We start from the raw sequence: 24,364 nt of genomic DNA, 5'->3' as shown, positions 1-24,364 counted from the left end.
TTTATCAATAAATAAAGTTTAAAAGAGTAACAAAGCATGCAAAAAACAGTTCATAGTTGGAAAACCCTCTCTTTAGTTGAAGAAACCATCGCTTTACCCACTGGTGTGGTCACCCATCATACTACCGTCAAACATCCCGGTGCTGTCGTCATTTTAGCCCAAGCACCCTCAGGGAAATTGTTACTACTTAATCAATTTCGACCTTCAATAATGACGTGGTTTCTGGAAATACCCGCGGGAACATTAGAACGGTATGAACTGCCTATCGTAGGGGCTAAGCGCGAACTAGAAGAGGAAACCGGCTATAGCGCCAAAACTTGGACTGAACTGGGAACGCTGACACCCATGGCGGGATTTTGCAATGAAGTACAGCACCTCTATTTTGCCCAAGACCTCAGCCTAACTCAGCGCTTACAAGCGGATAAAGATGAAGTGATTGAGGTGCAAGAAGTGAGTTGCGATGAATTACTGCAGTGGATTCAACAAGACAAAATAACGGACGCTAAAACCATCGCAACCCTGTCGAAGGCGTTGCTTCGTGGTCTTATCAATTAAAGGATGTAGTATGGACTTTCGATCAGATACCGTCACCCAACCGACAAAAGCAATGCGTGAAGCAATGGCTTGCGCCTCTGTAGGCGACGATGTCTATGGTGACGACCCTACCATGAATGAATTTGAGGCTTGGGCGGCCAAGACTCACGGTTTTGCCGCGGCACTCTTTACCACATCGGGTACTCAAGCAAACCTATTAGCGCTTATGGTCCATTGTGAGCGAGGGGATGAGTATTTATGTGGTCAACAAGCGCACAACTATATGTATGAGGCGGGAGGTGCCGCCGTTCTGGGCTCCATACAACCACAACCTATAATGAATGAACCCGATGGCACTCTCTGTTTTAAAAAACTAGCGGCAGCCATTAAACCGGACGATTTTCACTTTGCCCGCACCCGATTACTGAGTTTAGAAAACACCATCAATGGCAAAGTACTGCCGTTAGACTATTTAGCCCAAGCACGCCAATTTGTGGATACGCATCATTTGAAATTACATCTTGATGGCGCTCGTGTGTATAACGCAGCGGTCGCTTTAGATGTGGACATTAAAGAGATAGCACAACATTTTGACACTATGACCGTTTGCTTATCTAAAGGGCTTTGTGCACCGGTTGGCGCTTTGCTTTTAGGTGACAACGTCACTATAAATAAAGCACGTCGTATTCGTAAAATGCTCGGTGGTGGTATGCGCCAAGTAGGATTTCTGGCCGCAGCCGGCAAACTGGCTTTAACCGAACAAGTGCCGCAGCTCAATATAGACCACGCTAATGCAAAACACCTTGCGCGCGGATTAGCCGCCCTACCGGGATTCTCTGTCAATACAAACAGAGTGCAAACCAATATTGTGTTTGCCAAACTCCATGAGCAGATAGATATTCATGCTATCGCCCAGCAACTGCACGGGCAAGGGATCATCATTACCCCAAGCAATCCATTGCGCTTTGTTACCCATCACGACATTACACAAGATGATGTTGATCAGTTATTAACGGCATTAGCGGAGCTATTGTGATTTAAGTGTTTCGCGACTTTGGCTACCATGTGTGACCAAGGCCATCACCGCCTCTAAACCGGTGATGGCTCGTTAAATATTTACCTTTAATCCTAGCTACGATTTGACTGCAAATGGCGCAAGTAAAACATCTAACGACGGCGATTTTTGCCTCTATTTTTGTGTACTCCTAGCTTGGCTTTCATTTTGCGTTTTTCTGCACTGCGACTGCGACGGTGACCACCATTTTCTTCGATGACCTCCGACTCTGGGCTCGGCTCAAAGCCTTCTAACCATTGTTGTGGCAGTTTTTGATCCAGTAAACGCTCAATGGCTTCCAATAAATACACTTCGTTGTGGCTCATTAACGATACGGCATTACCTTTATTTCCGGCGCGTCCACTGCGGCCAATGCGGTGCACATAATCTTCAGCTTTATAGGGCATATCAAAGTTGATGACGTGTTGCAGTTCTTTCACATCAATGCCTCTGGCTGCGACATCTGTTGCCACTAAAGCTCTGACTTTACCGATTTTAAAATCATCTAATGCGCGCTGTCTTGCCCCTTGGCTTTTATCACCATGAATGGACGCTGCTTGAATGCCATCTAACTTCAACTCTTTTGCAACCACCTCAGCCCCCTCTTTAGTGCGAGTGAACACCAGCACTTGTTGCCAGTTTCGTGAACCGATGAGATAAGAGAGCAATTCCCCTTTGCGCTTTTTATCCACCGGGTAGACGATCTGCGAGACACTGTCTGCGGTGGAGTTAGCCGGACTGACCGACACCTCCACTGGATTATTTAAGATTTTATAGGCGAGATTTTTCACATTGGTTTTAAAGGTGGCAGAGAAAAACAAGGTTTGTCGTTCTGGGTTCACCTTTTGCATAATGCGTTTAATATCGGGCATAAAGCCCATATCAAGCATACGGTCAGCTTCATCAAGCACTAAGAATTGCGTATGCTGTAGCGTCAAGTTCTTATTAAATAAGTGATCTAATAAACGCCCTGGGGTCGCAATCAAAATATCGCACCCTTTATTGAGGTTTTTCGCCTGTACCCCAAAACTGGTACCACCATAAGCCACCACGACTTTTAATGCTGTAGGGGCCGCGTATTGGCTAATCGCATCAAACACTTGTTGGGCTAATTCTCGGGTAGGCACTAAAACTAACGCCTTAACCTTACAGGGCGCTTGAGTGTTATGCTCGCTCACATCAACCATCAACTTTTGAATGATAGGTAGGCCAAATGCGGCCGTCTTACCAGTCCCTGTTTGCGCGGCTGCCAATACGTCGCGACCATCAAGCACAGGTCCAATCGCTTCCGATTGCACTGGCGTCGGTATAACAATGTTAAGAGAGTTAAGCTGTTCCACCAGCGTAGCTTCAAGGCCAAGCTCAGTAAATTGTGATGAAGGCATAGGGTTTCCGTGTCTGTCCTGTAAAAATGGCTGTATAAAAGTGATTGCAAATACCGCAGAGACAATGGCCATAACGGTTAGTGAGAGAGCGCCGTTGACATAGCGTCACAATGAACGACATACAATGGCTGTCTTCCCACAATGATGCCGGTATGCCAATGTGAACTGTCGCCAGTCTATGACTAAAATGGGTCTTCTTTTGCGCTAAACGCGATTAATGGCGTGAGTTTACTTCAATTTGGCTTGAGTTACAGCCTCTATCACATCTGGATAGAACTCAATAAAGACTTGATTCAATTCAAGGTAATGTTTTTCTAGTGTCGCAAAGCAGCCCGATAATGGCCCCATTCTTGGGGTGCGCTGAGACATTTTATCTAAAGCAAAACCGATATTGTCCAACTCTTTATATGAAGCGATCCACTGCCTATCCCACATTGAACCTATCACCTGCTGATAGCGAGCAGGCAATTCAATGGTTATGTGCTTAGGATGGGTGGCTTGTTTGGCTTTAGCACAAAAGTTTAGCAAGGAGTCCTGATGAAACCTATCCCAGTGCTGAATAAGACAATGATCCCAAAACACATCTAGAGCTATGGGCGAGAAACGGCGATGAGCGCCAAACAGAGGTTTGATATTCATTATCGCTGGATGAGAATCGGTAAAACTATCCACAAAACGGTGTAGACGAATCCCTTCTGTCACCTTTGTAGCGTACTGCCCGTCAGGGTTGCCCCGTACAAAATCACCGAGCAAATTGCCTAATAAGTCGCTGTTACTGACCTCGGCTAAGTGTAAATGCGCTAAAAAGTTCATATTTTGCTCGCCTCTTTTTTATCCCCATTCACTGAATTATGTACTGCAACATGAGAGATTCAATCAAACAGTTCAATTACCAATTTATGATCTTTTATCCGCAAATCAGGTTGAGCCGATTTTATTAGCGCCTGTTGCAGAGCATTGCTGTCCAACTGATACACGGGGCGGTCTGATAAACCGTAACCTATCATAGCAACGGCAGGTTTGATGAGGCGCTCAATGTCAGGATCAATACGAGTGCCTTCATGAGTGAAGGTTTCTAAGCGAATTTTCTTTAAAAAGACTTCACCTCGCATGGGCTCATATTCAGGGATCGCACTAAATTCTAATTGTAAATGAAGGGTTTGCGCTGCTGAATCTAACACTTGTACCTTAGCTTGCGTGGCGGCATAAATAGAAATTCGCTCAGCGTCTACACGGCCAATTTTAACCTTTAAGTCGTCTACTGATAGGTGTGCATACATGACGTGTTTCATGCCAACAGAATGAGAAAACCCAACATTTTTATGCACATACTGAGTCATATCTTGCTCTGAAATACGATACACTGTACAACCGCTTAATAAGGATAGCAGCACAGCGATACCCACTCTTTGTCCAAATTTTTTGTTCATGACTCTACTTTCTGATTATTTTTCACAACTGACAATGTAACCCTTCCCTATTACAGCTAAGTACCCATGCCACAGGCTGTCAATAATGCACAATGATGACAGGCGTTAACCCGTCACCGCCTCGGGAAATTATCCGCATTTTACGCATTAATACGCACCAACAGCACGCCTTCTGGGATAATAAGGCGAACAGTAACATAGAAAAGGAAAGACAAAATCGATAAAATGCCCAATCCACTGCCTTTTATAGCTAACATTTTGAATATCGCTATCACTCGAAGGTCGTTGGTAACAACTAAAGATGCAAAGACACACGCCCTAACGGCAGATTTTATAAGCCATTAAACGAAATTTTAGTTTCAGTTTTACGAGCCCTGTTATCTGCACGCTACAATACGCCAAAATCTAACCAAGAGTTCTCGCTAAGATGCAATTACAGTTCTGGAAAAACAATATTTGTGGGCTTTTTATCTTATGTGGCTTTCTAATTGTTGTCGCTGTACTAACAACCTTTATGCCCCATATCGATTTATTAAGCCATACCTCAGATTTTATCGGAGGTACGCTAACGTATCTGACTTATTCTGCCGGCTCCAAAGGCTTTTTAATCACATTATCTATTTTGGTGCTTTTTACCACGCTAAAAACCACCAGCAAAAAACAGTGGTTTTTGTTAATGGTACAATTAGGCGTGCTCTTAGTACTTTCTTTTGCCGCTAAAACCTTGCTTAAAGAGGTCACACAAAGCCCTCGCCCTTATACTCAAGCACTGACAGAACTGCATTTAGTTGAGTCTCCGAGTGCATTTTATACCTTAACTGAAACGGCACAGAACTCACTCATAGAGCAAGCATCTGAACACGTTTCTCATTGGCGCACCATACACTGGCAAGGTGAAACTGATTACTCTTTCCCATCGGGTCATACCGTATTTGTTGCCCTATGCCTGTTTTTCTTTGGCGGCCTATTTTGCAAACGCAAACAATATTGCGCCTTGACGATATTACTGCTTTGGGGATTTGGGGTCGCTTATAGTCGCCTTTGGTTAGGCATGCATAGACCAGAAGATCTGCTGGGCTCGGCCATTGTTGTTGCGATCATTGCACTATGTATTCCCTCTGCGAATGCCTCTCACCGCACACAAACCCATCGCCTATAACCCCGTCGCAATTCATCAGGGCAGCCTCTAGGGTTGCCCTAAAACCCAAAAAACAAACACGACCTCGCCTTCAAATGTAGATTCTTATTGATGTATGGCCGGAAAGGACGCAAAATAGCGCTCCTTCCCAAGAAGGTGAGCGTTTTCTATATTATTCAACTACGCTCCTACTAGTTTGTTATTTGCAGGCAAATCCGCCTCCACCACTTCACATCGAGAACATCTATGAGTTTTGACTCCCTTGGTCTATCTGCCCCTATTCTTCGCGCTATTTCCGATCTCGGTTATACAAAAGCGTCGCCGATTCAAGAAAAAGCCATCCCAGCTATCATTGAAGGCAAAGACGTCATGGCTGCGGCGCAAACAGGGACAGGGAAAACCGGTGGCTTTAGCTTACCGTTGCTAGAAAGATTAAGTTCAGGTTCAAAACCAAAAGCCAATCACGTTCGTGCGTTAATCCTCACCCCAACTCGTGAGCTTGCAGCGCAAGTTCATGAAAGCATTGTTCAATACAGTGCCCATTTAGATATCACGTCTACTGTGGTATTTGGTGGGGTTAAAATTAACCCGCAAATGCAAAAACTGCGTCCAGGCTGTGATGTGTTGGTGGCCACTCCTGGCCGATTGTTAGATTTACATAGCCAAAATGCGGTGAAATTTTCACAACTGGAAGTGTTGGTATTAGATGAAGCCGATCGCATGTTAGACATGGGCTTCTTTCGCGACATTAAACGCATTTTAAATGTGCTACCCAAACAACGTCAAAATTTGCTGTTTTCAGCCACCTTCTCCGCTGAAATCCGTGATTTGGCCAGAGGCTTAGTCAATAACCCTGTAGAAGTCTCCGTTAATCCACCTAACTCCACCACCGCACTGGTTGAGCAAAGTATTTATGTGGCTGATAAAAAACAAAAACCGGCCATTCTTGCCAACTTGATTAAACAAGGTAATTGGCAGCAAGTTTTGGTGTTTAGCCGCACAAAACACGGGGCTAACCGCCTAGCTAAATTCCTTGAAGCGCAACAGATTTCAGCCTCACCTATTCATGGTAACAAGAGTCAAGGGGCAAGAACAAAAGCGTTAGCCGAGTTTAAGTCTGGTGAGATTCGTGTGCTGGTTGCCACTGATATTGCCGCGCGCGGTTTAGATATCCCGCAACTGCCTCAAGTGGTTAACTTTGATTTACCTAATGTCTCTGAAGATTATGTGCACCGCATTGGCCGCACGGGTCGTGCTGGGGAAACAGGGAAAGCCTATTCTTTAGTATGCGCCGATGAAACCAAAGAGTTATTTGCCATTGAGCGACTGATTGGCAAAGTATTAGAGCGCCATGAAATGGAAGGCTTTAAACCCGTTAACGACATTCCCGAGTCAAAACTCAATACTCGTCCAATCAAAGCTAAAAAGCCAAAGAAAGCAAAAGTTGACCATCAAGATGGACAACGTTCAGCCAACAATGGCCAAGGGAAAAAACCTGCAAGCAAAAACCAACGCCAATTTAGTAAGCGCTCTTCGGCTCAAGGCAATGATTCTCGTGATGGTGCAGCGCCAAAACCAAGACGCCGTCCGCAACGCAACAGCCATTCTAGCGGCAACAAACCGGCTAATCATCAGCGATAACACCCAGCGCTATGACGCTGTAGCGTTATAGCCTCTGCGCCAGTTTGTAATGATCCCGTTACTTAGAGCGTTTTCTTAGGTGCCGATTCGAAACATTTTGTTTTGGCACTTCAGGGACCGCTCTTTTTTCATGCCTTAAATGTCTAATAGCCAATATGGGGTGCTTTAATAACATTCTCGGCCCGGAAAAACGCATCACTTGTCGCATTTGCTCTTTTGGTTCAGGACGATAACAATGCACAGGGCATGTATTGCAAGTAGGTTTATTTTGACCAAACACACAACGATCTAACTTCACTTTTGCATACTCACTCAACGCCATACACTCAGCGCACAAGCTATGATGCTGTTGCCGTGTTTTTTTATGGTGCTTAGCACAATAAATCACAATCATGGCATGCACAGTGTTGTGCTCTAAGAGCAATTCGCCCCTTAAAATCTCACCCGATGACGGCTTCACTATCCATTCTCACTGCAATTGATCATTTTATGAGTATAAATGACCTGTGACCTAAAGTGACAGCAATTGATGAGATTCTGCAATTAACCTATGCAAAGAAGTAAATATACAAAAAGAAAGTCGATGAGGTTCATTTCAAGCGACGCACCAAAGAGCAATTTACCAATAGAAGACAACTACACGATTGGCTTGTTCAACAGCCAGATAAAGTGTCCCTTGTTTGTTATGTTTCAATCCTCAGAACTTTCTTTACGCCAGCGCTTTATGACGTTGACAAAATTTGGCTCATTCCAGTTTTCGTTCCAAGCCGTGTGAACATCTACACTGGCAGACTTGGGCTCAGGTATAGGTCTAGGTAATTGTACTAGGCTAGGCATTATTGATGCATCACCAACTACAAGCGCTTCACCTTGACCTAAACTAGGAAGCATTTCTGAAGCTGAGCTAGTATTTTCAGGTAAAAGCCCCTTAATATAGTTTTGATCTGCTTTATTTGTTAAACGTAATGCTATGAAATTACTGCATTGAGAAAATATTGTTGGAGAAACTTCAGATGGTCTTTGACTTACAACCATTAGGCTTAGTCCATATTTTCTACCTTCCTTTGCTATTCTCTCAATAGACTTTCTTGAAGCCTTATACATTGCAGAATCTGATGCTGGAACGTAATTATGTGCTTCTTCGCAAACTAAAAGAATTGGGACCTCATTTTCTTCACCTTCAGCATGTTTAAGCTTTGAATTATGAAAAGAGAAATCAAAAATTATTCTAGACAACAAACTAACTGTTACACTTAAAACCTCAAATGGTACTCCGCTCAGGTCAAAAATTGTTACGTTGGACTTATTGTAATACCCAATAAATTGCTGTAATAATAAATTAAAATCATTAGTACAAAACCTCTCACCATCAGGTTTGGTTGGTTTTAAAAGAAACCTTAGCCTATCGTCTGAAAGCCTAGTTTCTAACCTAGATATAAGTAAGCGCGCAATTAACCACACGTTCTAATTCCAGAAAGCCTTTGTCATAGTTTCCTAAACAAACCGAGGAACTATGACTCAATCTGAAAAACACCAACACTGGACGGCCATTGTCTCTAATCAGCAAGAAAGCGGACTTTCTGTTCCGCAGTTTTGCAAAGAGCACGACATCAATTACGCTACTTTTCATTATTGGTTGAAGAAACTCAAACAAACTGATGATGAGCAGGTTGCCCATCAAGTGGTAATGAATGATCGTCTAGCTTTAGGTTCGGAGGCGGTTGTTGTACATCTACCTAATGGACTTAGAGCGGAACTGCCAACCTCATTACCACTGGCACAAATTCAAACTTGGCTTAAGGCGCTGCAATGATCCCAAGTGGCGCGGTCTATCTCGTCTCTGGTATCACCGATATGAGAAAGTCGATTGATGGCCTGTCTCTTATTGTCGCGGATGTGCTAGAAATGGATCCATTGAGCAGCGCATGGTTCATCTTTTGTAATCGTGGCCGAGATAAAATCAAAATTCTCTTTTGGGACACCAACGGGTTCTGGCTCTACTATCGCCGACTAGAAAAAGGCCGCTTTAAGTGGCCCAAACCTACAGCTGTGGGCCATATCCATATTTCAACTCAACAACTTAACTGGCTATTATCTGGGCTAAATCTTGAAAATCCCAAGGCTCATCAACCTCTTTATGGCAGAGAAGTGTGAGCTAGAATACTGATCCCCCAATTGGGCTTGAACGATCCTTTTTCGCTGTCAGACTAAGTGGAATGACAGATAACGAGCCCTTACCATGACCGACCTTCCTGATGATGTAGAACAACTCAAAGCGATGCTGCTTAAGCTTCAGGAGGAGAACAATGTACTCAAAAAAACAGTCGACACTCAAGCTGAGGAAGTCGTTGAGTTAGAAAACAAAATGCAGTTGCTCCTTGAGCAGCTTAACTTGAGTAAATCCAAACGCTTCTCAGCCAAAAGCGAAAAAGAGCCCAAAGGCACGTTCAACGAAGCCGAGCAGCAGAATGCATTACCAAAACCTGCCCCTAAGCATCATAAGAAAGGCCGAAAACCACTACCAGCCGAGCTAGAGCGAGAAGTACATCCACACACACTCAATGCCCCTTACTGTGAATGCTGTAATGAACCACTGCATGAATGCGGCACGGAAGTCTCGGAAGAGCTAAAAATCATTCCTCAGAAAGTCAGCGTTGTGCGCCATGAACGCACGAAATATGCTTGCCGTCAGTGTGAAAAAACACAAACCAGCAGTAAAATTATCACCGCACCTCGACCTGCCAATATGATCCCGAAAAGCATGGGTAGTCCTGAAGCCTTCGCCGCTGTCGTAACCGCAAAATATGTTGATGCGCTGCCGCTTTATCGCCAGGTCGACATTTTAAAACGTTCTGATATCGACGTAAGCCGTGGGACACTTGCCAACTGGTGTGTGCAACTGGGTAATAAGGTAAATGTCATTGTTGAAGCGATGAAAGCCCATTTACTGAATGAGAAGCTCATCTGTGCCGATGAAACCACCGTCCAGGTTTTACGAGAGCAAGACCGAAGTGCTCAGAGTAATCTTACATGTGTGTCTATCGTAGCGGCGAGTTCGTCAAACAGCCTGTGGTCATTTACGACTATCAACCAAGTCGCGCAGGGCAATGTGTTAAAGACTTCTTAGGAAATTACTCTGGCTACCTGCTAACGGATGGTTACCAAGCATACAACGGTCTCGATAATGTAAGCCAAGCTGGTTGTTTAGCGCATGTGAGGCGCAAATTTACTGATGCACAAAAAGCCCAGCCGAAGAAGAAATCAGGCCGAGTAGAAAAGGCCATCAACTTCATCGCCAAGCTTTATGGTATTGAGCAAGAAGCCAAAGGCTTAAGTGCTATCGAAAGGCAGCGGTTACGCCAGCAAAAATCAAAACCTATATTAGACAAGTTCCACGAGTGGTTGCTGGAAAGCCAAGAAAAAGTGCTGCCGAAAAGTCAGCTTGGTGGCGCCATCAATTACACGGTCAACCAATGGCCGAAGTTGCTCACCTATCTAGAAGATGGCGGCATCAGCATTGATAACAATGTGACTGAGCGAGATATCCGCCCGTTTACAACGGGCCGGAAAAACTGGATGTTCTCAACCTCGGTTGAGGGTGCTACAGCGAGTGCCAACTTGTATAGCTTAGTGATGACGTGTCGGGCGAATAATATCAACGCGTATTACTACTTCGCGCACTTGTTCAAAATGCTACCAACGCGATCCCTTCAAGACGATCTCACCGATCTTATGCCTTGGAACATGGAAATCGATGAGGCCGAATAAGGCCTCACTGCTTAATTAGACGCTTACGATAATGTGAAATATATAAAATGCAATAACTTTGATTATCAATACTTAATACTTATCGACACCCCCCCTTTATGCGTCCTATGAAACATAACAAAATACATTTTTTGATTAATTTGTATATTTGTTGCTATATTATTGGTGTTATAAGATGTTGCTCCTTTTGATTTTGCGTAAGATTGAGCAGATTCATAATATATATCTTCGAAGGTTGCACTTTCAACACTCCCATAGATCATTCTCCCAACACGCTTTTCAATTGCCGAATTTCTACGACTTTTTTTACTCGCAAATAACCAGACAAAGAAAACAATGACTACAAAAAAAACAATACCCATATTTTACCTCAATGCAAATTTTAATACGTCCAACATTTCTTGCTCATCGCTATTTTGAGCACAAGCTCCTGCCAGACTTTCAAATCCCTTAAACTTAAAAATCATAAACGTTTTTATCTTCAGACTCGTTACATATCGAGGATCATTCGGACACTTAACCATTACTTTCATGCTCCCCTCAGCAAGCAATTCAATACTCTCATCAAACCAATGCGACTGACCACAAACACATTTAAAATTATCTCTATATATAGACATATTCATCTGTGGACGAATTGCATTACCGAAATCTCTCATAAAAGCATTAACGCTTAAAACTTTCATATATAATTCCTTAATATTTTCAAAAAAAAGATACAAAAAAACCGTCAATAAAGACGGTTCTTTCTAAACTTGGTACAGGTGGTGGGACTTGAACCCACACATCTTTCGATATTGGATTTTGAATCCAACGTGTCTACCGATTCCACCACACCTGCATTATTTATACAACTCTATACAACTTTTCAAATCAAAGAGAAGTCATCTTAACTTGTTGTCTTTTCGGTACTTTATTTCAAACCACTGATATATGCAAGTACTTTTGAAAGCGTCAGCTTCGCTTAGACTTTCTTAGATTAAATACTACACAATCAATTGGTACATTAAAAATAGTGGGATAAAATTAGATCTACTTGCAATCACTATACTGCTAATTGCCCACACAACACACCCATGTACAAGAATTTACTTTTCAAACTCAATTCAGATCTGCAGCCATAAAGGAGAACATTAAATGAAGTAGATAGGTACGAAGTAAGCCTAACTAACTATCTTCCCTCTACCTTGAAGCTAACACATTACAGCATATAAAAGTTAAATGTACATTCAGCCTTGAGTTATTCCTTCGTTTCAAACACAGTGCTCATGCCCATTCCACTTTTTATTTTTAGTTTAGTGACAATGTAATGTATAACCATCTGGAGTTATACCAACAACATTTGGTAGAATTCTAGAAACAGCACAAGACTTTCCAGATCCAGTAGAGCCTACAATCCCAATATGCTTACTAAAGAAACGGTTGCCATGTAGATTGAACTTAACAGTCACATTATTGGTAAGAGTACCTATATTAAAATTAAAAGCACCATCATTTGAAAAAAGGTTATCTAAGGTCGAAGAATCCATAATATATACGGGTTCTGTAGGGACAGGTAAAACAGGGGTTCCTTTTTTAAAGTCATAACCACTTTCATTCGCAATTAATGCGCCTATCGGAGTCGCATCAATTGTAAACACCCAACTATCATCATCATTTTTTCCTGCTATATTTTTGACAATCGCTATTGCAAAATTGTGATTTCCATCTTCAATTTTTATGTATTTCCCTACTTGCAGTTCAGACTTATTTGATTCAAAAACTTCCAAGGAATCTATTTGTAGTGGCATAGTGAATTTGGCCACCTGATTAGAGGTGTTAAGATGCACCTCGTACACAACAGGTGGAACTATGACAAAACGTACAAGAAGAACTTTCAGCCCAGAATTCAAACTTGAAGCAGCGCAGCTAGTTGTTGACCAAGGGTACTCAGTTTATGAGGCAGCTCAAGCAAGAGCGGAAAGGCATTACGCCCAAAGCCTCACCGTTAACGCCAGAACAAATTGAAATCCGTGAGCTAAAAAAACGGATCGCAGAGCTTGAAGAGCACAATGAAATCATAAAAAAGGCTACAGCTCTGTTGATGTCGGACTCACTGAAAAATTCTCGATAATCGAGCGACTCAAACAGAGCTACAGCATTACTACGCTATGTCACGTCTTCGACATTCATCGAAGTAGTTACAAGCATTGGAAGCGACGACCAAAAGCTATCCCTACATTAGAGGTTCAAACTCGAGCGCTTGTGCAAGAAGCTTATAGTGCCAGCAATGGCTCTGCAGGAGCTCGAACGATTGCGGGCATAGTAACTAATGCTGGCGTTAATTTGAGCCGCTATCGCGCAACTAAGGTTATGAAAAAGCTTGGGTTAGTTAGTCGGCAGCTACCGAAGCATAAATATAAGAAACAGCCGCTCGAGCATGTGGAGATCCCGAATCACCTTGACCGACAGTTTGCCGTTACGTCTCCAAATCAGGTATGGGTTGGAGATGTGACCTACGTCTGGACAGGGAATCGCTGGGCTTATCTAGCCGTTGTGCTGGACTTGTTTGCTCGTAAACCAATTGGTTGGGCTATGTCTTTTTCGCCCGATAGTCAGTTGACAAGCAAAGCTTTGAAAATGGCTTATGAAAGCCGTGGTAAGCCTAGAGGAGTGATGTTCCATAGCGATCAGGGCACGCATTACACTAGCCGTAAGTTCCGTCAGACCTTATGGCGTTTTCAAATAAAACAAAGCTTGTCGCGCAGAGGAAACTGTTGGGATAACAGCCCTATGGAGCGCTTCTTCAGAAGCCTAAAAACAGAATGGGTGCCAGCCTGTGGATATCGGAATTTAACAGAGGCCTGGAACAGCATTATTGGCTACATCATTAGATATTACAGCCAAATCAGGCCACATCAGTACAATGGTGGTCTCACGCCAAATGAGTCGGAACGACTCTATTGGCAATCTTATAAAACTGTGGCCAGTTTTACTTGACCACTACACAACAAGCTGATCTTTGGATAGATAAAAACACCTCTCTCGGGAGTTTTGTGACAAATATTGAGAAAGTTGTTTTCTCTTAGACGTTAAAAGTTGTTTTTTTGTATTTAGCGCCAGTGTCCATTTTGAAATCGCAGTACTATTTGAAGTAGATAAGAAGCGCTCAAAATCCAATCTATTTATCTGCCTAGATTCAGGTGTATCACCACATGAAAGTCTCGCAATATGATTTATTGAATTTGGATATAAAATATTATCAACATCTGAATTATTAATTTCTATCTCTGATAATAATCTTTTAATACTAAGCGATAAGTCATCAATGGACTCACCAAATTCAAGTGTCAATTTTGTTAAAAAATCTGCTTTATTGAAAGCAGTGGGTATTCTATTAATTATTGGTTGTAGCTTTGCATTAGCAGATCCCAGTGCTGCGTCAAGCTCATTTTCTGTTACACTCCTAGAACTAATACCTTGATTTTGCACATGTAGGAAAAGCTTATAACTTATATCTTCAGTAGGGTTTACGGCATAGTTTTCTGCCATTTGAAGCATTGGTTTATAAATAAGGCTGGCAGAAAAAGCTTCTACTGATTCATGATATTTACATTGTATAGCCGTGGTGCTCCCATCTAGATGAACAACATCCACATCCTCAACAATTCCCTCCACTGTAACGGTATCGTCATACGAAGATTCAAGGATAGATTTTATTGTTTTTTGGAATTGATACAAAAAACCTTTTATTGTACTTTCTGCCGTCCTGCTCATTATCATCCTTAGGTTATGAGTTGCTGATGAGTCACCAATGAAACTTAACGCCTCACTAAGAGGCAAATAATAGTTGGTTAAAATATGCGACCTAGGAGCAAAAACCAACTGTTATTGGTCCTTTTGAGTGACTTGTTATGTTTACATACTTAAACACGGTGCAGTGTAATTGCCGTTAGTTGCATTTAAATATTGTTTGCCATTTCTAATTATGTAAGTAGTACCAATTACCCTATAAAAATCAGATACAGGGAAAACTATAAACTCTCCAGCATCAGCACCATATAATGGCTTTCCATGAAAAATATAAATATTAACATTGTTACCTGTTTCATGTGTAATGTTTTTTGAATATGTGAGTAGCCCGTGACAGTCTATTCCTGCGCTATCTTTGATAGTAGCATTTCGAGTTTCCGTATCCCAAGCAATAGTTTTAATAGCACCAATTTTTTCTTCAAGTTTACATATTGTTTTACTTGCCCAACTGTATGATGGAAAAATAAGAAAGTAATAATTATTTTAATATTGTGCATATTATTCCTCCGTAAATATAACGCTTCGTTAAGTGGTAAGCAACGCATACCACTACACATAAAGTATTGTTCCGTAATCACTTAAATTGAAGCAAACCAAAAATGCCGAGCGTTGGGAATCCGTCTTAAACACTTTGTTATGTATATTTCTAAACAACTCTATCCCTAGAGAAAATTTTATACGAACAATATTGACATTAACTACGATATAAATAAAATACATATGAAACGTCATACAATAAAACCAAGGAATAACATGCGAAACCTTTCTAATTTTTTAATTTCTAGTTTGCTTCTATTGTCTTCTAGTGCATTTGCAAATATAAACTCATGGAGTTCTGAGCAAGTAGTAGATGATTTTACTGATGCAACTAAAACTTTTGCCACTGTTTATTCTGAAACAGGGATTAAGGGCGGATTCATTACTATGGGGTGCTACCCAGGAAAAAGCTTTGAGCTCAAAGTTAGCACAGGAAAATATATTGGCGACAAAGCAATTAATAAAAACGTTAAATACCGCGTTGATAAAGATACTCCAGTTCAAATGACTATGAAAGCAACATCAAAGCGTTTCGTCTATATTAACGATATGGATTCTCAGTTTATCAAGGGGCTAATGAACGGGAAATCAACAGTTTTGGTTCAACTTACTAGCTACGACTACGATACGTCTAAAGCAAAATTTTCTCTAAAAGGCTCTACAGCAGCAATTCAAAAAGTTATTGACGCTTGTAAGTAGTTCACTGCAAGGAGAGAGCTTATTCCAACTTTCTCCTTAGTCGGATATTATACATAGACATAATGCCCCCACGAGGTGCTAGCCTCCAATTGTGTAGGTTAGCTAAAAGCCAGTGCCATAATTAGTGTGTTCAAACAACTAAGCTGGAGACTAATATGAATAACAATAACATAATTTTCACTGACTTAGATATACAAGTCTTTTATCCAAGTCGCTATTTTACAAGACTATCGAGGGGCTAACCCTCAAGATCTAGGGCGGATAAAGTCAAATAAATCCGCGTTAATAACTTTTATCAATTTAATTACAAACAATTGCAGTCTAAATATCAAAAAGCCACGCTCCATTTCATTTATAAACCTGGGCCGTGCGGTTATTGGTCCTATCGATTGCTAACGAGTTTGGGACATTGTTGTTATGCCATCGTCCCATCACTCATACCTAAAAAACCAGGTGACCATGTTAAATCGACAAACGAGATGCAGCAGAACTTGCCAAGCTTTTTAAGGCAGAAGAGTTTACTCCGATTTATGTTCCTGAATCTGAAGAGGAAGCCATTTGAGATTTTTCTGGAGCCAGAGAAACGAGAAACACCCGACAACCTAAGATGCCGAGTGTAGTAAATCGTGTTGATGCATTTGTTACATACGACTCATAGAATGAGAAGATACTCTATCTTTAGCCAACTCAATTACGGCATGACCTAATTGAACCAAAGTACCAAAACTTGGTGTCGTTTCAGGTTTTAATGAACGATAAGCACTGGTTCTACTTTTAATTCCTGCACGCTCAATTACAACACTGTGACCAAATTGTTCAACATAAGAACGAATGGCCGCTTGCAAAATGTCAGCTCGACCTTCTTGCATTGAATCCCATGAAGCCTGCTTGATTACCATTTCCATTTCTTTAACGTCAAAAGGCGTTAAATTAGATTCAGTATAGCTACCAACTGTAATTTCTTTTAACGTTGCAGCTGATAATTCAGCACCACTCCAATCAAGAGAGCCGTCAGCCGTTAATGCAAATTTTTGAAAATGAGTCACGTGACTAAATGCTTCTTTTTGGAAATACTCGACTAAATTTGCTTCACCGGTATAACCGTCACTAAAAGTAAGCTCAAGTGTAAAATCAGCTACCAAATCAACATCAATTACTTTCAACATACGTCACCTATAATTTACCCGGATTAATACCAGCAACGGCTTGTTTCCACATTGCCATAAATTTAACTCGATTACTTTCAATGTGAGCTTCTGCTCGTTTTCGTTGCTTATTTGGTAAATAACCCTCTAAGCACTCACCTGTTTCAATGGCTATGATTAGCTCATAGCTACCATATTTGACATGAATATGAGGCAATTTATGCTGCTTGTTGTCGAAAAAATACAGAAAAATGAAAGCCCAAGCAATGCATCTATCTCTGGCATAGCAGACTCTAATTATCAAATCTGGTTAAACTATAGCGCTGTATCTCAAAAGAGACAATTTCAGAATGTAACGTCTTGCTAAGGTGCAGTTAACTACCACGAAACCTAAGCAAAGCCACCGTAATCACTAAACCCGACCAAACTGAAAATACCAACGGTTAGCCGTTACTCTTTAGCAATTTGTTATGTCACGATGCTTGTTAGTTATGAGATGTTACCATTGACGCTGTACGAATATGGATACCCTCGCCTACCTTTCGATTAAACAAGTGATTGAGAGTGTTAGTAAAATGAAAAAAGGAACCTTTATAAGGGTTCCTTTGAATTTCAGCACCGCCAAACCGCAATACCTAGCATGTGGCTTGCCTTTTTTAACCCATGAGTGGTTTATGATATTTCGATTTGACTGCTACTTCGCTCAATATCGGTATTGTCTTGGGCCATAACAAAGAAACTGTCTATCCAATGTAATATCAATGCAGAGTCTTGTGGCGTGGCCAGATCGATAAAAGCCTGTTGATAGTGCAAAGGCGTAATTAAGTGCTTACGTTTCTCCACTAATTTGCTTGTAAAATCCACTGCAAACTCAGGATGCCCCTGCACCGTCAATATATGATTATCTTTTGCCAACATAAAGTTAGGGCAGAAATCATTACTGGCGATCACTTTAACGCCCTTTGGCACTGTGGTCACCTGATCTTGATGACTCACCAGCAGTCGCACGCGTTCAACAGATAGGTTCATCCATCTTTTTTGAGCCGTAATTTGCACCTCATAGCTGCCCAAACCCCAGCCTTTATCAGACTTTTGCACCATACCCCCTAAAGCGCGCGCAATTAATTGATGGCCAAAGCATATGCCAACAAGCGGACGCCGACGAACTTCACAGCTTACGATCCACTGCATAAGCTGCAAAATCCAAGGATGATTATCGTACGCATTATTGACGCTGCCTGTGATAATAAACCCATGACATTCGTCCAGATCAGGTAATTCTCCTAAGGTGGCGTCATAGTTGTGAAACGTGAATCCATTGTTGACCTCAAAAAGCGTCCCTTCAATCATGTCAGCGTACTGCCCATAACCATCAGACAATGGCGCATCAACATGACCGCACGTTAATATCCCTATCTTCATTTTTCACCTACTTCATTGTTGGCATCACAAATTCACTTTCTCGTTGCCCTTTTGGCCAGCGAGCGGTGACCGTCTTCATACGAGTATAGAAACGCACGCCATCATTGCCATGTACATTTAGCGGGCCAAAGATAGAACGCTTCCAACCACCAAAACTGTGGAATGCCATCGGTACGGGAATTGGAACATTGACCCCTACCATACCAATTTCAACTTTTTCCGAGAAATCACGGGCGGTATCCCCATCACGAGTATAGATGGCTGTGCCGTTGCCAAATTCATGGTCATTAATTAATTGCAGCGCCTGTTGATAATCTTTGGCGCGCACAACGCACAATACCGGACCAAAAATTTCCTCTTGATAAATGGTCATATCAGAGGTGACATTGTCAAACAGTGTTCCTCCAACAAAGTACCCCGGCCCACTGGCATGCGCCTCTCGTCCATCAACAACCAACGTTGCCCCTTGCTCCACACCGCTTTGAATATATTGTTTCACTTTATTCATGTGAACTTCACTCACCAGTGGCCCCATTTCATTTTCAGGAGACACCCCAAGCCCTGGACCAACACGTAACCCCTTTACTTTTCTTTGCAAAGACTCAATCAAGCGGTCAGCGGTTTCATCGCCAACAGCGACCGCCACTGAGATGGCCATACAGCGTTCACCTGCAGCCCCGTAAGCTGCGCCCATAAGTGCATTAGTCGCCCCTTCAAGATCCGCATCGGGCATCACCACCAAGTGATTTTTTGCGCCCCCAAGAGCCTGTACTCGTTTACCATTAGCACTGCCTTTGCTGTAAATCGCCTGCGCAATTGGCGTAGAACCGACAAAACTCACGGCAACGACATCTGGTGCCTCTAAAAGTGCATCCACCACTTCTTTATCACCTTGTATGACGTTAAACACCCCATCAGGTAAACCGGCTTGCTGTAAGAGATCCGCCAGAGCCAAAGAGACACTCGGGTCTTTCTCCGACGGTTTTAAAATAAAGCTGTTACCACAGGCCAAAGCGACAGGGATCATCCACAGAGGCACCATCACAGGGAAGTTAAATGGCGTAATGCCGACACAGACCCCCACCGGTTGCATTAGGGAGTAACTGTCAATCTCTCGTCCAACATTCAAAGAGTGTTCCCCTTTCAACAGATGAGGGATCCCACAAGCAAACTCCACCACTTCTAAGCCACGGGTCAGTTCGCCCAATGCATCACTGTGCACTTTACCGTGTTCTATGGAAATTAAGGTGGCCAGTTCATCGGCCTTTTCTTCAAGCAAGGCTTTAAAGCGAAACATCACTCGCGCTCGTTGTAATGGTGGCGTATTTTGCCATGCCAATTGTGCCTGTTTGGCCACCTCTACCGCGCGCAACGCCTCTTCGGCACTGGACAACTGCACCTGCCCTCTATGTTCGCCATTGGCGGGGTTGAACAGGTCAGCCGAGCGTCCACTGTTGCTGGCCACGATTTGACCGTTAATAAAGTTAGATACCAAAACTGACATAGTCTTATTCCTTGTAATCAATATTTTGTAAAACGTCTGCAAGCAGAGTAAATAAATCGTCGATATGGTGTTTTTCGATAATCAGTGGCGGTGAAAGGGCAATAATGTCCCCCGTCACCCGAATGAGCGCCCCTTTCTCAAAGCACTGAGTGAACACTTGAAACGCTCTCGAGCCCGGTTTCCCTGCGATCCCTTCCAGTTCAATACCCGCAATCAAACCGTAGTTACGCAGATCTTTTACATACGGCAGACCTTTTAAGCTGTGTACCGCTTGCTCCCAGTAGTGGGAAAGATCTGAGGCTCGGCTGTATAAATTTTCATTTCTATAGATATTTAACGTGGCTAATCCTGCCGCCGCTGCCACGGGATGCCCAGAATAGGTATAACCGTGAAACAGCTCTATAGCTTGACTGTCTGGGGCAACCATTGCCTGATAAATCTCATCACTGACAAATACCGCCCCCATAGGTATCGCGCCATTGGTCAAGCCTTTAGCGGAGGTGATCATATCGGGCTTCACCTCAAATTCTTGCGCCGCAAAAGGGCTACCAATGCGACCAAAGCCAGTAATCACCTCATCAAAGATCAGTAAAATTCCGTGTTGGGTGCAAATTTCTCTAAGACGTTTTAGATAGCCTTTAGGGGGAATAATAACCCCTGTTGATCCGGCAATAGGCTCTACGATAACCGCAGCAATATTGCTGGCATCATGCAAGGTCACAATATTGTTGAGGCTTTCAGCCCAGCCAGGATCGTAATCAGGTAAGCCTTTACTAAAGGCGCTGTTCTCTATACTTAAGGTATGTGGCAGGTGATCTACGCCAGTTAACAAACTGCCAAATGCCTTACGGTTATTCACGATACCCCCAACCGAAATCCCCCCAAACCCCACACCATGGTAACCACGTTCGCGGCCAATAAGACGAGTACGAGTACCTTGTCCTATGCACCTCTGATACGCCAATGCAATTTTTAATGCACTATCCACTGATTCCGAGCCAGAGTTAGTAAAAAAAACTTTAGACAGACCAGAAGGCGCAATTTCCGCTAGCGCTTCAGCAAACTGGAAAGGTACGGGATGGCCCATTTGGAAGGTTGGTGCAAAATCAAGGTGATGAATTTGCTTGGCCACGGCCTCACTAATTTCCCGACGACCATGACCCGCATTACAGCACCACAGCCCAGCCGTACCATCAAGGATCTGTCGTTTATCTTCAGATGTGTAGTACATCCCCTCCGCAGACACTAACATTCTAGGGGCAGACTTAAACTGTGAATTGGCGGTAAACGGCATCCAAAACGCATCCATATTTGCTGAACTACTGCTATCTTGCTTGTTTATCCCTTGCATCGTACGCTCCAACTAAGCATGTTGAATTAACATCGTCTCTTTTACTAAACACCCATAGACATTTAAAACTTCAAATGTAAACGCAATGTTATTAAATAATGAACAAAAATGACTATAGGACGTTTTATTTGCCACTTCAATGATTAAATTATAAACACTTACTGGTTTTTTACGTTTAGTGAGCTAGGATTGTGTTTAGTTTATTAACCAAATGTTTACACAATAGAATGGGCAGTGTTGTGTTGGAGATGGACCCCATGGATACGCATATAGGATCGCGCTTTAAAGCCTTAAGAGAGCAAGCGGGTTTATCGCAACGTGAACTGGCCAAAAGAGCGGGTGTTACCAACGGTTTTATCTCGCAAATAGAAAGTAATGCAGTCAGCCCCTCGGTGGCCTCACTGAGCAAGTTACTCAGCAAAATCCCCTCTTCTATGGCCGCATTTTTTGCCATCGATGAACCCAGACCTGAGCAATTTTTTACCCGCAAAAGCGAGCAACCCGAAATCGGAACCGGACAGATCAGTTATCGCCAAATTGGCCATTACCATGAAGGTCGGCACATTGGCATGTTAAGAGAAACACTCGCCCCCGGCGCAGATACCGGAGAAGAAATGTTAAATCATGAAGGACAAGAGTGCGGTGTTATCGTAGAAGGAGAGATCGAGCTTACCGTTGATAATGAGGTCGTCACTCTTGGTAAGGGAGACAGTTACTACTTTGATAGTCAGCGCGCCCATCGATTTAGAAATACCACCCAATGCAATTGCGTTATCGTCAGCGCAAATTCACCCGCCAGTTTTTAAGAAAAAAGGACATTTATGGATACTATGACTTGGCATGATAAAGCCGCCGCTCTGAGTTTTCGTACTCAAGCATTCATTAACGGACATTTTGTGAACTCCGTTTCTGGCGATACCTTTGACATCATTAACCCCGCTACAGGGCAACACTTAGCCCATGTTGCTCGTTGTGATGAGGCGGATGTTAACCTTGCTGTCACGGCAGCACGTAATGCCTTTGAAAGCCGTGTTTGGAGCGGTTTAGCCCCCGCAGATCGCAAAACAATTCTGCTTAATTACGCCAAACTCATTGATGATCACAAGGAAGAATTTGCCTTGCTGGAGTCTTTAGATATGGGTAAACCCATCTCCGATGCCATGGGCTATGATGCTCCCGCCACGGCTCGATGCATTCAATGGAATGCGGAAGCCATTGATAAGGTCTACGACGAAGTGGCTCCTGTGACCGAAGGGGCGTTGGCGTTAGTGACACGAGAATCTTTAGGGGTGGTGGCCGCCATTGTGCCTTGGAATTTTCCTACCGTTATGGCGGCATGGAAAATTGGCCCAGCGCTTGCGACTGGCAACTCTGTGATAGTCAAACCGTCTGAAAAATCCCCTCTGACTGCCATTTTATTGGCCGATTTAGCGCAACAGGCCGGTATCCCCAATGGAGTATTTCAAGTGCTTCCTGGGTTTGGCCATGAAGCGGGGCAAGCCCTTGCTTTGCACAACGATGTGGACTGCATTACCTTTACCGGATCTACCGCTGTAGGTAAAAAATTACTGAGTTTCGCCGGTGAATCCAACCTAAAACGGGCATTCATGGAGTGCGGAGGAAAAAGCCCGCATATTGTTCATCATGATGTCAAAGACATACAAAAAGCCGCCGCAACAGCCGCCTCTGCCATTTGCTACAACCAAGGTGAAGTGTGTACCGCAGGCTCTCGCTTGCTGGTTCACTCTTCCATTAAAGAACAATTTATTGAACTACTTAAAGAAAGCATGGCTAACTGGCAACCCGCCGACCCATTGCACAGCGACACCCGCGTTGGCGCTATGGTGGATGCCACTCAGTACGAACGCGTATTAAACTACATTAGCATTGGTCAGTCAGAAGGCGCGACATTGGCCTTTGGTGGCAACAAGGTAATGAGTCACACCGATGGTTTCTTTATTCAACCGGCCTTATTTACCGATGTCACCCCCGATATGCGCATCTATAAAGAGGAAATTTTTGGCCCTGTATTATGTGTCACCAGTTTCGATACTATCGAACAAGCCATCGCCCTTGCTAATGACAGCGAGTACGGCTTGGCCGCAGGAATTTGGACATCAGATATGTCTACCGCCATCAAGTGCTCACGCGCATTAAGGGCCGGAACCGTCTTTGTTAACAATTGGGATGGCGGTGATATGACAATGCCTTTTGGCGGCTATAAACAAAGTGGCAATGGCCGCGATAAGTCATTGCATGCCTTGCACAAATACACGGAAGTTAAATCCACTTGGATAGAGTTGGATTAACCTCTCATACGCATAAAGGCCTAGCGCAAGCTAGGCCTTTTCGTTCACTGCATAAAAAACGCTTTAGAAGGTTGGTGGCGTCGCCGCACTAATGAGCTCACACTCCACTTTTGCTCGATTGCGAAAACGGTGCGGTTTACGGGTTTCAAAGTAGTAAGAATCCCCCGCTTTCAGCACTCGAGTATGACTGCCTACGGTAATTTCAATTTCACCACGAATGATCACTCCGCCCTCTTCGCCATCATGCTCGATAAAGTCAGTCCCCGTATCTGAGCCCGGAGGATAAATCTCCCTTAGCACGGCCAATTGACGTCCTTCGCGTTTCGCTCCCACCAGCAACATTTTTATTTTGCCATCCCCAAGATCCGACATCTGCTCTGCGGTAAAGAAAATATCGTCTTTGGGCTCAACGTCTAAAGTAAAAAACTCACCCATAGAGATAGGGATCGCATCGAGGATCTTTTTCAATGATCCCACAGAAGGGTTGACTAAATTTTGCTCTATTTGAGAAATCATGGAGTTGGTAACACCACTTCGCTTGGCCAGTTCGCGCTGGGACAAGCCGCGCATCGTGCGAATTGTTTTTAGTTGTTTGCCTACATCCATGTTTTTCTCCAAAAAGAACAGAGTCATGACGACTTTCAGTGTGCTGGTT

Annotated in this window: 22 protein-coding genes, 1 tRNA gene and 4 pseudogenes; 12 read left to right on the top strand and 15 right to left on the bottom strand. The window is 43.1% G+C overall.

Features of this window, described 5'->3' with window-relative positions:
• Positions 1–36: 36 nt before the first annotated feature.
• Together OCU56_RS14075 and ltaE are read left to right on the top strand one after the other, a co-directional pair.
• A complete protein-coding gene (locus OCU56_RS14075; RefSeq protein ID WP_261875355.1) occupies positions 37–555 on the top strand; it encodes an NUDIX hydrolase in 519 nt (172 codons plus the stop codon).
• A gap of 10 nt (positions 556–565) precedes the next feature.
• A complete protein-coding gene (gene ltaE / locus OCU56_RS14070; RefSeq protein ID WP_261875354.1) occupies positions 566–1,570 on the top strand; it encodes a low-specificity L-threonine aldolase in 1,005 nt (334 codons plus the stop codon).
• 131 nt (positions 1,571–1,701) lie between these two features.
• Here the strand turns inward: ltaE and OCU56_RS14065 are convergent, their stop codons facing one another.
• From OCU56_RS14065 to OCU56_RS14055, 3 genes are all read right to left on the bottom strand, one after another.
• Complete coding sequence (locus OCU56_RS14065) at positions 1,702–2,973, bottom strand: DEAD/DEAH box helicase (protein WP_261875353.1); 1,272 nt, start codon at positions 2,971–2,973, stop codon at positions 1,702–1,704.
• Positions 2,974–3,201: 228 nt separating this feature from the next.
• Positions 3,202–3,786 carry an acyl carrier protein phosphodiesterase gene (locus OCU56_RS14060; RefSeq protein WP_261875352.1) on the bottom strand — a complete coding sequence of 195 codons (585 nt, stop codon included), beginning with the start codon at positions 3,784–3,786 and terminating at the stop codon, positions 3,202–3,204.
• A 59-nt stretch (positions 3,787–3,845) separates the two neighbouring features.
• A complete protein-coding gene (locus tag OCU56_RS14055) occupies positions 3,846–4,403 on the bottom strand; it encodes a DUF1439 domain-containing protein (protein ID WP_261875351.1) in 558 nt (185 codons plus the stop codon).
• Between the two features lie 427 nt (positions 4,404–4,830).
• On the opposite strand from OCU56_RS14055, the gene OCU56_RS14050 reads away from it, so the two are divergent.
• Positions 4,831–5,562, top strand: a complete 732-nt coding sequence (locus tag OCU56_RS14050; RefSeq protein ID WP_390904876.1) for a phosphatase PAP2 family protein — start codon at positions 4,831–4,833, stop codon at positions 5,560–5,562.
• Positions 5,563–5,787: 225 nt separating this feature from the next.
• The gene (locus OCU56_RS14045; protein WP_261875349.1) at positions 5,788–7,182 is read left to right on the top strand and encodes a DEAD/DEAH box helicase; all 1,395 of its coding nucleotides are present in this window, start codon (positions 5,788–5,790) and stop codon (positions 7,180–7,182) included.
• Positions 7,183–7,240: 58 nt separating this feature from the next.
• Here OCU56_RS14045 and OCU56_RS14040 read toward each other — a convergent pair whose 3' ends face one another.
• The gene (locus OCU56_RS14040) at positions 7,241–7,576 is read right to left on the bottom strand and encodes a nitrous oxide-stimulated promoter family protein (protein ID WP_261875618.1); all 336 of its coding nucleotides are present in this window, start codon (positions 7,574–7,576) and stop codon (positions 7,241–7,243) included.
• A 296-nt stretch (positions 7,577–7,872) separates the two neighbouring features.
• Positions 7,873–8,643, bottom strand: coding sequence for an ATP-binding protein (locus OCU56_RS14035; RefSeq protein ID WP_261875348.1), 771 nt, complete (start codon positions 8,641–8,643; stop codon positions 7,873–7,875).
• Positions 8,644–8,695: 52 nt separating this feature from the next.
• Between OCU56_RS14035 and tnpA the strand changes: the two genes are divergently transcribed.
• The 3 genes and pseudogenes from tnpA (at position 8,696) to tnpC (ending at position 10,950) form a co-directional block, all read left to right on the top strand.
• On the top strand, positions 8,696–8,995 hold the full coding sequence (gene tnpA, locus OCU56_RS14030; protein WP_261875347.1) for an IS66 family insertion sequence element accessory protein TnpA: 300 nt from the start codon (positions 8,696–8,698) through the stop codon (positions 8,993–8,995).
• On the top strand, positions 8,992–9,336 hold the full coding sequence (gene tnpB / locus OCU56_RS14025) for an IS66 family insertion sequence element accessory protein TnpB (protein WP_016785055.1): 345 nt from the start codon (positions 8,992–8,994) through the stop codon (positions 9,334–9,336). Before tnpA ends, tnpB begins: the two co-directional genes overlap by 4 nt.
• Positions 9,337–9,421: 85 nt before the next feature.
• Positions 9,422–10,950: pseudogene (tnpC, locus tag OCU56_RS14020) on the top strand (IS66 family transposase).
• Positions 10,951–11,315: 365 nt separating this feature from the next.
• Here tnpC and OCU56_RS14015 read toward each other — a convergent pair.
• The 3 genes from OCU56_RS14015 to OCU56_RS14005 all read right to left on the bottom strand — a co-directional run bounded on the left by OCU56_RS14015 (position 11,316) and on the right by OCU56_RS14005 (position 12,740).
• Positions 11,316–11,636, bottom strand: a complete 321-nt coding sequence (locus OCU56_RS14015; protein WP_261875346.1) for a hypothetical protein — start codon at positions 11,634–11,636, stop codon at positions 11,316–11,318.
• A 70-nt stretch (positions 11,637–11,706) separates the two neighbouring features.
• Positions 11,707–11,791 (bottom strand) — tRNA-Leu (locus OCU56_RS14010).
• Between the two features lie 454 nt (positions 11,792–12,245).
• A complete protein-coding gene (locus tag OCU56_RS14005; protein WP_261875345.1) occupies positions 12,246–12,740 on the bottom strand; it encodes an ATP-binding protein in 495 nt (164 codons plus the stop codon).
• A gap of 61 nt (positions 12,741–12,801) precedes the next feature.
• On the opposite strand from OCU56_RS14005, the pseudogene OCU56_RS14000 reads away from it, so the two are divergent.
• Positions 12,802–13,929: pseudogene (locus tag OCU56_RS14000) on the top strand (IS3 family transposase).
• Positions 13,930–13,932: 3 nt separating this feature from the next.
• Here the strand turns inward: OCU56_RS14000 and OCU56_RS13995 are convergent.
• Positions 13,933–14,706, bottom strand: a complete 774-nt coding sequence (locus tag OCU56_RS13995) for a hypothetical protein (RefSeq protein ID WP_261875344.1) — start codon at positions 14,704–14,706, stop codon at positions 13,933–13,935.
• A 789-nt stretch (positions 14,707–15,495) separates the two neighbouring features.
• On the opposite strand from OCU56_RS13995, the gene OCU56_RS13990 reads away from it, so the two are divergent.
• A complete protein-coding gene (locus tag OCU56_RS13990) occupies positions 15,496–15,978 on the top strand; it encodes a hypothetical protein (RefSeq protein WP_261875343.1) in 483 nt (160 codons plus the stop codon).
• Positions 15,979–16,133: 155 nt separating this feature from the next.
• A pseudogene (locus OCU56_RS13985) lies at positions 16,134–16,537 on the top strand (IS110 family transposase); the annotation flags it as partial.
• Between the two features lie 82 nt (positions 16,538–16,619).
• Here the strand turns inward: OCU56_RS13985 and dhiA are convergent.
• The 5 genes and pseudogenes from dhiA to OCU56_RS13960 all read right to left on the bottom strand — a co-directional run bounded on the left by dhiA (position 16,620) and on the right by OCU56_RS13960 (position 21,400).
• On the bottom strand, positions 16,620–17,144 hold the full coding sequence (gene dhiA / locus OCU56_RS13980) for a type II toxin-antitoxin system antitoxin DhiA (protein WP_261875342.1): 525 nt from the start codon (positions 17,142–17,144) through the stop codon (positions 16,620–16,622).
• Positions 17,138–17,408: pseudogene (dhiT, locus tag OCU56_RS13975) on the bottom strand (type II toxin-antitoxin system toxin DhiT). Before dhiT ends, dhiA begins: the two are co-directional and overlap by 7 nt.
• Positions 17,409–17,795: 387 nt before the next feature.
• Positions 17,796–18,545, bottom strand: coding sequence for a glutamine amidotransferase-related protein (locus OCU56_RS13970; protein WP_261875341.1), 750 nt, complete (start codon positions 18,543–18,545; stop codon positions 17,796–17,798).
• A 7-nt stretch (positions 18,546–18,552) separates the two neighbouring features.
• Positions 18,553–20,049 (bottom strand): CoA-acylating methylmalonate-semialdehyde dehydrogenase, encoded by a 1,497-nt coding sequence (locus OCU56_RS13965; RefSeq protein WP_261875340.1) that lies wholly within the window; start codon positions 20,047–20,049, stop codon positions 18,553–18,555.
• 4 nt (positions 20,050–20,053) lie between these two features.
• The gene (locus OCU56_RS13960; protein ID WP_261875339.1) at positions 20,054–21,400 is read right to left on the bottom strand and encodes an aspartate aminotransferase family protein; all 1,347 of its coding nucleotides are present in this window, start codon (positions 21,398–21,400) and stop codon (positions 20,054–20,056) included.
• A 257-nt stretch (positions 21,401–21,657) separates the two neighbouring features.
• On the opposite strand from OCU56_RS13960, the gene OCU56_RS13955 reads away from it, so the two are divergent.
• Both OCU56_RS13955 and OCU56_RS13950 read left to right on the top strand, forming a co-directional pair.
• Positions 21,658–22,206, top strand: coding sequence for a cupin domain-containing protein (locus OCU56_RS13955; RefSeq protein WP_261875338.1), 549 nt, complete (start codon positions 21,658–21,660; stop codon positions 22,204–22,206).
• Positions 22,207–22,221: 15 nt separating this feature from the next.
• Positions 22,222–23,709, top strand: a complete 1,488-nt coding sequence (locus tag OCU56_RS13950) for an aldehyde dehydrogenase (RefSeq protein WP_261875337.1) — start codon at positions 22,222–22,224, stop codon at positions 23,707–23,709.
• Between the two features lie 63 nt (positions 23,710–23,772).
• Here the strand turns inward: OCU56_RS13950 and OCU56_RS13945 are convergent, their stop codons facing one another.
• Positions 23,773–24,315, bottom strand: a complete 543-nt coding sequence (locus OCU56_RS13945) for a cupin domain-containing protein (RefSeq protein WP_261875336.1) — start codon at positions 24,313–24,315, stop codon at positions 23,773–23,775.
• Positions 24,316–24,364: the final 49 nt, after the last annotated feature.

It is taken from the genome of Vibrio rarus (assembly GCF_024347075.1).
Classification (GTDB): Bacteria; Pseudomonadota; Gammaproteobacteria; order Enterobacterales; family Vibrionaceae; genus Vibrio; species Vibrio rarus.
The sequence above is the reverse complement of the archived record's forward strand: the minus strand, read 5'-3'. Positions and strand labels throughout refer to the sequence as shown.

Excerpts from the sequence above, each read along its gene's own strand:
- OCU56_RS14060 (WP_261875352.1), bottom strand. The coding sequence starts at position 3,786 with ATGAACTTTTTAGCGCATTTACACTTAGCCGAGGTCAGTAACAGCGAC.
- OCU56_RS14050 (WP_390904876.1), top strand. The coding sequence starts at position 4,831 with ATGCAATTACAGTTCTGGAAAAACAATATTTGTGGGCTTTTTATCTTA.
- OCU56_RS13995 (WP_261875344.1), bottom strand. The coding sequence starts at position 14,706 with ATGAGCAGGACGGCAGAAAGTACAATAAAAGGTTTTTTGTATCAATTC.
- OCU56_RS13990 (WP_261875343.1), top strand. The coding sequence starts at position 15,496 with ATGCGAAACCTTTCTAATTTTTTAATTTCTAGTTTGCTTCTATTGTCT.
- OCU56_RS14075 (WP_261875355.1), top strand. The coding sequence starts at position 37 with ATGCAAAAAACAGTTCATAGTTGGAAAACCCTCTCTTTAGTTGAAGAA.
- OCU56_RS13970 (WP_261875341.1), bottom strand. The coding sequence starts at position 18,545 with ATGAAGATAGGGATATTAACGTGCGGTCATGTTGATGCGCCATTGTCT.
- tnpB (WP_016785055.1), top strand. The coding sequence starts at position 8,992 with ATGATCCCAAGTGGCGCGGTCTATCTCGTCTCTGGTATCACCGATATG.
- OCU56_RS13950 (WP_261875337.1), top strand. The coding sequence starts at position 22,222 with ATGGATACTATGACTTGGCATGATAAAGCCGCCGCTCTGAGTTTTCGT.
- dhiA (WP_261875342.1), bottom strand. The coding sequence starts at position 17,144 with ATGTTGAAAGTAATTGATGTTGATTTGGTAGCTGATTTTACACTTGAG.
- OCU56_RS14040 (WP_261875618.1), bottom strand. The coding sequence starts at position 7,576 with ATGATTGTGATTTATTGTGCTAAGCACCATAAAAAAACACGGCAACAG.
- OCU56_RS14055 (WP_261875351.1), bottom strand. The coding sequence starts at position 4,403 with ATGAACAAAAAATTTGGACAAAGAGTGGGTATCGCTGTGCTGCTATCC.
- OCU56_RS13960 (WP_261875339.1), bottom strand. The coding sequence starts at position 21,400 with ATGCAAGGGATAAACAAGCAAGATAGCAGTAGTTCAGCAAATATGGAT.
- OCU56_RS13945 (WP_261875336.1), bottom strand. The coding sequence starts at position 24,315 with ATGGATGTAGGCAAACAACTAAAAACAATTCGCACGATGCGCGGCTTG.
- OCU56_RS13965 (WP_261875340.1), bottom strand. The coding sequence starts at position 20,049 with ATGTCAGTTTTGGTATCTAACTTTATTAACGGTCAAATCGTGGCCAGC.
- OCU56_RS14005 (WP_261875345.1), bottom strand. The coding sequence starts at position 12,740 with ATGCCACTACAAATAGATTCCTTGGAAGTTTTTGAATCAAATAAGTCT.
- OCU56_RS14045 (WP_261875349.1), top strand. The coding sequence starts at position 5,788 with ATGAGTTTTGACTCCCTTGGTCTATCTGCCCCTATTCTTCGCGCTATT.
- OCU56_RS13955 (WP_261875338.1), top strand. The coding sequence starts at position 21,658 with ATGGATACGCATATAGGATCGCGCTTTAAAGCCTTAAGAGAGCAAGCG.
- ltaE (WP_261875354.1), top strand. The coding sequence starts at position 566 with ATGGACTTTCGATCAGATACCGTCACCCAACCGACAAAAGCAATGCGT.
- OCU56_RS14065 (WP_261875353.1), bottom strand. The coding sequence starts at position 2,973 with ATGCCTTCATCACAATTTACTGAGCTTGGCCTTGAAGCTACGCTGGTG.
- OCU56_RS14015 (WP_261875346.1), bottom strand. The coding sequence starts at position 11,636 with ATGAAAGTTTTAAGCGTTAATGCTTTTATGAGAGATTTCGGTAATGCA.
- tnpA (WP_261875347.1), top strand. The coding sequence starts at position 8,696 with ATGACTCAATCTGAAAAACACCAACACTGGACGGCCATTGTCTCTAAT.